Source organism: Alphaproteobacteria bacterium, from assembly GCA_018662925.1.
In the GTDB taxonomy this organism is placed as follows: Bacteria; Pseudomonadota; Alphaproteobacteria; order 16-39-46; family JABJFC01; genus JABJFC01.
Genome location: JABJFC010000026.1, coordinates 1 through 8904 on the forward strand (window position 1 = coordinate 1; position 8904 = coordinate 8904).

7 protein-coding genes are annotated in these 8904 nt (G+C 43.4%); 3 read left to right on the top strand and 4 right to left on the bottom strand.

The window, feature by feature from the left end; translation table 11 throughout:
- Positions 1–577 precede the first annotated feature (577 nt).
- Complete coding sequence (gene rnd / locus HOL16_01950) at positions 578–1735, bottom strand: ribonuclease D (protein ID MBT5389456.1); 1158 nt, start codon at positions 1733–1735, stop codon at positions 578–580.
- Between the two features lie 97 nt (positions 1736–1832).
- On the opposite strand from rnd, the gene HOL16_01955 reads away from it, so the two are divergent.
- Both HOL16_01955 and yacG read left to right on the top strand, forming a co-directional pair.
- Positions 1833–3650: an ABC transporter ATP-binding protein/permease gene (locus HOL16_01955; GenBank protein ID MBT5389457.1), complete on the top strand. Its 1818-nt coding sequence runs from the start codon at positions 1833–1835 to the stop codon at positions 3648–3650.
- Between the two features lie 177 nt (positions 3651–3827).
- Positions 3828–4058: a DNA gyrase inhibitor YacG gene (yacG, locus tag HOL16_01960; GenBank protein MBT5389458.1), complete on the top strand. Its 231-nt coding sequence runs from the start codon at positions 3828–3830 to the stop codon at positions 4056–4058.
- Positions 4059–4144: 86 nt separating this feature from the next.
- Here the strand turns inward: yacG and HOL16_01965 are convergent, their stop codons facing one another.
- The 3 genes from HOL16_01965 to HOL16_01975 all read right to left on the bottom strand — a co-directional run bounded on the left by HOL16_01965 (position 4145) and on the right by HOL16_01975 (position 7295).
- On the bottom strand, positions 4145–5647 hold the full coding sequence (locus HOL16_01965) for a hypothetical protein (protein MBT5389459.1): 1503 nt from the start codon (positions 5645–5647) through the stop codon (positions 4145–4147).
- A gap of 187 nt (positions 5648–5834) precedes the next feature.
- Positions 5835–6107, bottom strand: coding sequence for a hypothetical protein (locus HOL16_01970; protein MBT5389460.1), 273 nt, complete (start codon positions 6105–6107; stop codon positions 5835–5837).
- A 246-nt stretch (positions 6108–6353) separates the two neighbouring features.
- Complete coding sequence (locus HOL16_01975) at positions 6354–7295, bottom strand: hypothetical protein (GenBank protein ID MBT5389461.1); 942 nt, start codon at positions 7293–7295, stop codon at positions 6354–6356.
- A gap of 311 nt (positions 7296–7606) precedes the next feature.
- Between HOL16_01975 and HOL16_01980 the strand changes: the two genes are divergently transcribed.
- Complete coding sequence (locus HOL16_01980; protein ID MBT5389462.1) at positions 7607–8767, top strand: hypothetical protein; 1161 nt, start codon at positions 7607–7609, stop codon at positions 8765–8767.
- Positions 8768–8904 lie beyond the last annotated feature (137 nt).

The following is an 8904-nucleotide window of genomic DNA, read 5'->3' on the forward strand; positions in this document are numbered from 1 at the left end:
AGCGGGAAGACGATCCTTGGACTAGGAAGACGAGCATTTAAGCGGGAAGACGATCCTTGGACTAGGAAGACGAGCATTTAAGCGGGAAGACGATCCTTGGACTAGGAAGACGAGCATTTAAGCGGGAAGACGATCCTTGGACTAGGAAGACGAGCATTTGAGCGGGAAGACGATCCTTGGGTTACATCCTCGTAGCCGTCTTCCCGGAGCCTAGGAACTCTAGACGAACCGGCGTCTTAAGCCGGTGAGGCCTAGAGTGAGTTGGCATCGCGGGATCCAGAAAAAAGCGTGCCACAGACAAGGACTTAAGAATGGATCCCGCGCTCATAAGGAATTCTAAGGGCGCGCCTGCGGCTTGCCCATAGTTCCTAATGGCCGGGAAGACGGTTTTGGACTACTGGCTAAGAAGACAGCTTTGGACTAGGAAGACGGCTTTGGACCGGGAAGACGATCCTTGGGCCGGGAAGACGGAGACTCTGGAATCCTTGGACTGGGAAGGCGAACTTTGGGCCGGGAAGACGATCCTTGGACTGGGAAGACGAGTATTGAAGCAGACAATCATAACCCTGCCGCCCAGCTAGATAACCTTAAGCTGACCGTCTGCAACGCTTATCTTCAATTTTCCACTCATGAAATCCTGAGCATGCTTACCAAAGAGCTCTAAACGCCACCCGTGGAGAAAATGTAGGTCTTCGCTTTCACCACACACAAACTTTTCCAAATCTTTTGTGGTGGCTAGCAACTTTCGGGCTACGCCTTCTTTTTCACAATAAAAATTCACAAGAAGTTGCAGGCTCTCCATTATCACTTTTTGATCAGAGGAAAGTCCTCTCTTTTTAGGAAGCTGCGGATAACTTTCTTCAGGCAATGCCAAGACTTTCTGAACACAGTCAAGAACAGATTGAATTGCCTTACGATTTTGCTTTAGAGCGCCAACACCTCTCATTTGCAAAATATCTTCTGGCGTTTCTGGGATCCGTTTAGCTACTTCTGTAAGCACATCATCCTTAGCAATAGTTGACCGAATAACATTTCGACGCTCAGCTTCAACTTCTCGCCAAGCGGCTAACTCCTTTAAAAGCGCTAGGAATTTCGGCGTATCTTTGCGAATTTTTATGCGTTTCCATGCATTCTCGGGCAAAACTTCGTAGGTCTGCCGAGATTCCAATATAGCCATTTCTTCTTTAACCCAGCCTTGCCTGCTCGAATCTTCCAACTGAGACTTGAGTGTTTTATAAATTCCCTGCAGATAGATAACATCCTCTAGGGCATATTGGATTTGCTCCTTTTTCAAGGGACGACGAGACCAATCCGTGTATTGATAGGTTTTATTAACACTTTTATCTAATATCTTTTCAACAATAGAAGCGTACCCAACCGAATCACCAAAACCACAAACCATGGCAGCAACTTGAGTATCAAAGATGGGGTGGGGGATTTCACCACTGAGATGGAAAAACAGCTCTAAATCCTGGCGGGCTGAATGGAACACTTTCAGGACTTTAGGATCAGCGAGGAGGGCGTACAAAGGTTTCAAGTCTAACCCCTTAGCTAGAGGATCTATAATCCCAAGATGTTCTCCGACGCCGATCTGAACAAGGGATATCTCAGGCCAGTAGGTGCGCTCTCTTATAAATTCAGTATCGATTGCAATAAAGTCGAATTTGCTGACGTCTTTACAAAACGTTTCAAGTTCTGATGTGGTTGTAATCCATTGGTGGGGAGTAACTGACAATTGTTCTTCCTTATTTTAAGCTTCTTTTTGAAAACATATCCATGTTAGACAAGAGAACTACTACATTTTTTAAAGGCCTTCTGCAATAGGGATCACCATGAAAAATTTTCTTACCTCCCACGAAACAGCTCGTTCCAACAGTTGGGAAGTCATCAAATATCTCTTACGTTTTTTGTGGCCAAAGGATTGCCTTAACTTTCGATTGCGCTTAGTGCTTGCATTTTCATCTCTTGCCCTCTCAAAAGTCATCGCCGTCTGGGTGCCCATCTACTACAAGAAGGCTATAGATAGCCTTAATATCTCCAGTGAAAGCACGCTCTTGATCGTCCCAATAGGGCTCTTGTTGGCCTATGGGATGGCAAGAATTTTAGCTTCACTATTTTCTGAATTGCGGGATGCCGTCTTTGCAAAAGTAGAACATCGCGCCATTCGAAATATAGCTCTAATGGTCTTTGAACACTTACACACGCTCAGCCTAAGATATCACCTGGATCGTAAAACAGGAGGCCTCAGCAGATCAATAGAGCGGGGGACTCAAGCAATTGAGAGTCTCCTTAAGTATGTGACACTGTTTATCTTCCCAACTTTCATTGAGATCATACTTGTCTGTGGCCTTCTGGCATACATGTACGAAGTTATATTTTCCCTCATCACTCTCGTAACCATGCTCTCTTATGGCGGCCTGACAATCCTGCTGACCCAGTGGCGTGCAAAATTCCTTAAGCAGATGAATGCTTCAGACGAAGAAAGCAATTCGAAAGCTATAGATAGTTTATTGAATTATGAAACGGTTAAGTATTTCGGAAACGAAGAGCACGAACGACTTAGATACGATGTTTCTCTTTCAACTTATGAAAAAGCAGCGGTTAAACTTAAAATCAGCCTCTCAGTACTCAATATCGGGCAAAGCATAATTATCTCTGCAGGGCTAACTATTGTGATGCTCTTAGCCGCTCAACGCATAAGCACAAATACAATGTCTATTGGTGACTTCGTCTTATTGAACACCTATCTCATGCAGCTCTATTGGCCCCTTAGCAACCTTGGCTGGGCCTATAGAGAGATCAAGCGAGGATTTATAGATTTAGACTCCATGTTTTCTCTTTTAAAAGTACCGATTGAGGTAAAGGATCCTCCTAATTGCGATCCTATTGACATGACTGAGGGTGCCGTCTTATTTGAAAATGTTTCCTTCTCCTATACAAATACCCGTTCAATTCTGAAGGATGTTAGTTTTTCCATTCCTGCTGGCAAGCGTGTTGCCATGGTTGGCGCCAGCGGGGCAGGGAAGTCTACCATAGCTCGATTACTGTTTCGATTCTATGACGTCACAGAAGGCAGCATATCCATAGATGGGCAAAACATCCAATCTGTACCCCAAAAGAGTCTCCGCCATCAAATTGGTGTCGTTCCTCAAGATACCGTTCTTTTTAACGACTCTCTCCATTACAACATTGCCTACGGAAATCCTAACGCCTCAAAAGAAGAAGTTCTCCAAGTTATCAAGTTAGCCCATTTAGAGGCCTTTATTGAAAAGCTACCAGAGGGCCTAGATACCCTTGTTGGAGAACGAGGCCTTAAACTCTCTGGCGGAGAAAAACAGCGCGTTGCCATTGCCCGAGCCTTGCTCAAGCAACCCAAGATTTTCATATTTGATGAAGCCACCTCTGCGCTTGATACTCATACGGAAAAAGAAATCCAGGAAAACCTACGTGAGATTTCCCAAGAGCATACAACCTTAATCATTGCACATCGCTTGTCGACCATTGTGGATGCAGACGAAATACTTGTCCTGGACAATGGAGAAGTAACAGAGCGTGGAACACACCACGAGCTATTAAGCCTGAAAGGTATGTACGCCAAAATGTGGACTCGGCAACAAGAAAAGCAAAAAGAAATAGGGCAGGCCGCTTGATTATTGGTGTGGAGCATGCAGATAAATAGCTAAAATTTTACTTATATTTTAGCGAAATAAGTTAATTCTAGATAGTTTTAGCGTTATTTTGTTGAAAATTATGAGTGATGGTGGTAGGGTTTCGATACTACAGTATTTTTTACGGTATTGCTTGTGGAATAGACGATGAGGACTAAAATGAGACTAACATCTAAGGTATATGATGCAACTGAGATCTTTCAAAAGAAAGCGAGTCTTTGCCCTACTTGTAAGTCACCTTCTTCTCCCCAATTTGCCCCTTTTTGTACGAAGAGATGCCGTGAAGTTGACCTAGGGCATTGGCTAACGGGCTCATATTATATTGCCGGGGCAGAAAAAGCAGTGGAACGCCCAGTAGCAAACGACGACTTTCAACAGTTGCTTGGATAAACAATACCACCCTCGGTGCTATTGTTTTTTTTACACCTACGTCTAGACATTTAAATTAGTGGTTTGTCTGCAGATAAGCGATGAACTCAGAAGTACGGAACCTCTGTTTTTTGAGGCTGTTCCTCCTCTATTTTCCCAAAACCTCCAAATGCCTCCCCTAATATACTGAGTTCTGTCGGCAATATAAGGGGATCATAGAAAAAGTCTTTGGGCAATTTAAGCACTATGCCTTCATCTGACTGTCGTAAGCTAGTTTGTTTTAAAATTTCGGGACAGTTACCTGACACAACCATTCCGAGTCTGAGGGCAAGACCCAAACGCTCCGCTCGCTCTTTCTGAGAAGGCGTTAAGAAATATTCTACAATCTCCTTATATTCCCTATATAAGTGGTCGCCGTAGCGGTTAGAAAGAGTATAGGCGAGGAAAATATGTTCATGATGGGAAAGTCCCATAAGAGACATCCCAACAACGGTCAGAAACGCCTGTTCAACCCGGTACTCATCAGGGGTTTCCCAGGCAATTTCCGACAACAAACAAGCACAGTATAACTGCATTTGTTCCCAATCAGTTAAATCGGGAAAGAGAGGCATAAACCACTGCAAAAGTGCCTTTGGGTGTCCCTCTACTATGGGAGTTCTCTGTTCCCTTTGATGGCATATGGATAAAAAGGGCAGCTTCTCTTTTTCAGATTTGGGCAAAGCCTGATAAATATAACCTTCACGAAGCCCATATGTGGAAAAGAAGACCTGACGCGGATTTACGAATTGAATCAAAGTCTCCAAAGCAAGGGCTGCCATTTGCAGCTCTTCTTTATTCTTACGATGAGGCAACCGTTCCAATTGTTTCAGTGGAAGGTTCTGTAGATGTCGAAGGTAGTCACAAAATTCATCCGGGTCAGGGCTATAGCCATATATAAGGGGTAGGGGGTAACTGGTTTGTTTTCTGTGGAGAGCACCCAAGCTTCTCCAGGCCCCACCTGTTAAATATAGTTTCTTCTTTTTCAGCGACTTCAGCCAAGGAATATTCTCCAGATGCTCAAGGACAAATTTACGGGCATCAGCATGATCATTTCCCACACGGCTCTTTAAGGTAAGTGAGCCTATGGGCAGGCTTATCATTTCTTGAACATGATCTTTATCCAGGTGCGTCATTTCCAAACTGCCTCCTCCATAGTCGGCTGTAATACCGCTCGCCTCTGGAAAGGCTGAAATAACACCATGAGCGGCGATCGTAGCCTCGTGCTCCCATGGAAGAAGCGTTATGGGCGCTTTAATAAAGCCCTCAAGCTCTTTTATAAATTGCAGGCCATCTTCCGCTTCTCGAAACACTTCCGTCGCTAACACCACACTCTCGGCGACTTTCATACTTTTTATAATTTGAAAGAACCTCAAAAGAGCAGACTTTGCCGTCTCCTTACCGACCTGGCAAAGGCGTTTTTCGGTGCCTAGCTTTGCCCCTAGGCGACAAAAAGCCTTCTCTTCGTACAAACATTGGGGCACACGGGTCAATCCCGCATAGATATTGAGTCGGATGGCGTTCGACCCCATATCAATGATGGCTAAAGATGAAGTAGGGGGCTGGTTTTTCAACTGTAGAAAAACTCCATTCTGTGGGCCTAGAAAATTTTTACAACCAAAAGCTGCAAGGCAATCCTAACACCATACCACCAGGAAACAATCCCTTTATCAAAGCTATTAACTGATCAAGGACTAGAGACAACTTCCGTCTGCAGGTGGTGGACAAGCCGGGCCAGGAGTTTTGCCCTCATCCTTAAGTTCATCCAACTTTACTTTTTTTTTCCTCTTTCTTAATCTTCTTTTTCTCTTTCTTAATCTTCTTTTCCTCTTTCTTAATCTTATTTTCAGGGTTCAAAGACTTAATTTTCTTCCCTATTTTCTTTTTTCCCTTATTTACTTTCTTCTTGATGTTTTTTAAAATATCAATTGACGAGAGGGTGATAACTTTTGGCGTAACTCCAACAGCATCTGCAAAGACTGCAGAAGTGAATCCAAGTGTTAAAAATAAAGTTATGCAGATTAATTTTCTCATTTTTGTCTCCCAGTCCCAACACATAAGCCAAACACACCCATATACTTATGATCTTATTATATTTTGGTAAATTTTGGAACAAAAACAAGTAATTTTAGAGTCATTATAGTGTGTAATATAAAATAAAATTCCGTTGAGTCTAGATTCCAGCATAGAGATAAAAAAAGGGCCCCACATAGGACCCTTAGATATTGCTGTTATGAACTAATGTCTATTTGTGATAATTCGGAATGGGTTCAGACTCGATTATAGACTCATATTGAGTACAAGCCTTTCTTTATCGTAAAAATCATTAATGACTTTATCTCGGCGTGTCTCAAATCCAACTTTTTTCATAGCAGGCAGAATAGGATCTTCGTGACAAAATATTCCCATGAGAAGTTCTGGCTCTGTCCCTTCTAGGGGAAGTTTATGTTCATTTTCCTTCAAATGCCCTACGAGTCCTACGACTCCATTCAGAATCTCTTCCGACTTGTCCGAATTTTCAAGGAGTGATTTTGGTAACATCGGTAAAATAGTTGCTAGACCTCTATTTCCAACCCTATTATACGTCACAATTTTCACTGTATCCTCTTTCAAAGATTCTAAAATTCGTGGTTCATGTCCTTCGTTAACCTGATCCAAATGTGCGCGGACACTAGCAAAGGCTAGAAAAGATTTAGCCTGCTTACATTCCTCAGTATCTCCATCGTTTATCATGAGCTTCTTCAAATAATCTGCGGAGCTATACTCACTCGAAGTTTCTTCACTATCTAATTTTATAAACGACACATTTTTTTCAACAATGCCCAAACTCACGAAGAAATCCATAAGTCCTTCAAACTTAGCAGGGTATTTCAGTGAAGGCTGACGACCCAAAACAATATACCCTAGAATAGTTTCATTCTCTGCAACACGAAGACAGTGAAAAAGGTTCCCCCCTTTGCGACGCGCCAGCTGGTTGCCAAACCACTGAGACTTCTCTCCAAGATTAGGAAGGCCTTCGGGGTAGCAGTCATTCTCCACCATGGCTTTCATTGTACCCTTATCATCAGGCTCAATGCTGGTAAGCGTGACACCACTCGGCAAAACGGCTGATAATCTTGGACCGTTCTCATCACCAGATTCTATCTTTACGTCAAACTGTGCCCCTGCTTGAGAAATCATCAAGCAAAAACAAAAGATTAGAAATACTTGCAAACGTTTCATAGCCCAAATTCCTTCAAAATATTTTTCCAAAAACTACAGTAACTAATACTGTAGTGGCCAAAAAATGCAAGAAAGCTTTGACATTTTAATGCACATATAGTAAAAGTGTATTTATTATGAATATGAAAAATGTGTCCCTTTTTGTATCTGTCTGTACTTTAGCCACCTGCGGCGCCACATCCGGCGGGTAGCCGCCATATATTCATAAGACCCACCCTACAATTTAATCTGCTCGCTTCAAACCTCCAAGGGGATGATGAGGACTGAACATAAAAAGAGCACGCATCATCCCAAGAATATAAGTAAGTAAAATGGTTCAAAATTTTAGACTAATCGTTATTGCCGGATTCGCTTTGTTTTCCATGTTCTTCGGATCTGGAAATCTTGTCTTCCCCCTTCAGATTGGTGTTCAAACCCTGGATCAGTGCTCCTACGCCCTTATGGGCTTTATCACAACCGGAGTCCTTGTTCCTTTTATTGGATTTATGAGCATGGTTCTGAATGGAGGAGATCGAAGAAAATTCTTTGCCTATTTGGGAAAAAAACCCGCTTTTGTCATCACTATAATTATCCTGTTGATTATGGGCCCCCTGGGTGTCGCTCCGCGCTGCCTCATTGTGGGGTACGGTGGCGTTAAACTAATGGATATAGGAATCCCATTTTGGATCTTTAGCGCCTTATTCTCAATTCTCATAGGAGCCTTTATCTGGAACCCCAACCGAATCATCGCCATTTTAGGCATGATTCTCACCCCTTGGCTCTTAGCTGGTGTTTTTCTTCTGATTATCACAGGGCTCTGGATGGGTTTCGAGCCCGCTTCAAGTGCCATGAGTTCCTTTAATGCAGGATGTGAAGGATTCATCCGAGGATATCAAACGACCGATCTTCCCATCGCTTTCTTCTTTTCCGTCATTACCATCGAATATATCCACTTATACTTCAAAGAGAAGGAAGCCACTGGTTCTGTCACAAAAACAGCCATCTATGCTGGCCTCATTGGAACCTCGCTCTTAGCCATTATCTACATTGGTTTTGCCACCTTGGGAGCCAAGTATGCCCCCATTCTTGGCAATACACAGCCTGAAGAAATGCTGGGCATCATAGCCGGCAGCACTCTTGGCATTGTTGCCATCCCAGCAGCCGCAATCGTTATTGCGTTAGCCTGTCTAACCACAGCCATCAGTCTTATGGCAATATTTGCGGAATTCCTAACCACGGATATCTTTCAGGGACGCGTTAATCACCATTGGTCCATTCTTATCACGGTGATCTCAACCTTCTTCGTGTCTCTGATTGGATTTGATAACCTAGCCGTGTTCCTGGGCGGCATACTAGAAATTCTATACCCAGCTTTGATTGTCTTTGCCATTGCGGTTATTTTGAATAAACTGTTCCAATTCCAATATGTTAAATCGCCCTTTTGGCTCACCATAGGTGGCATGGGCGGGTTGAAGCTATTGGCGCTGATTTAAGGAGAGGGCAGATTTCAGAGAACAGAAAGTGCCATGTATAAGCGATTACATCTGAGCTCTGAACTCCGTTGGCTGATCTCTGCTCCATGGATCCCGCGATGCCAACTCACTCTATGCCTCACCGGCTTAAGACGCCG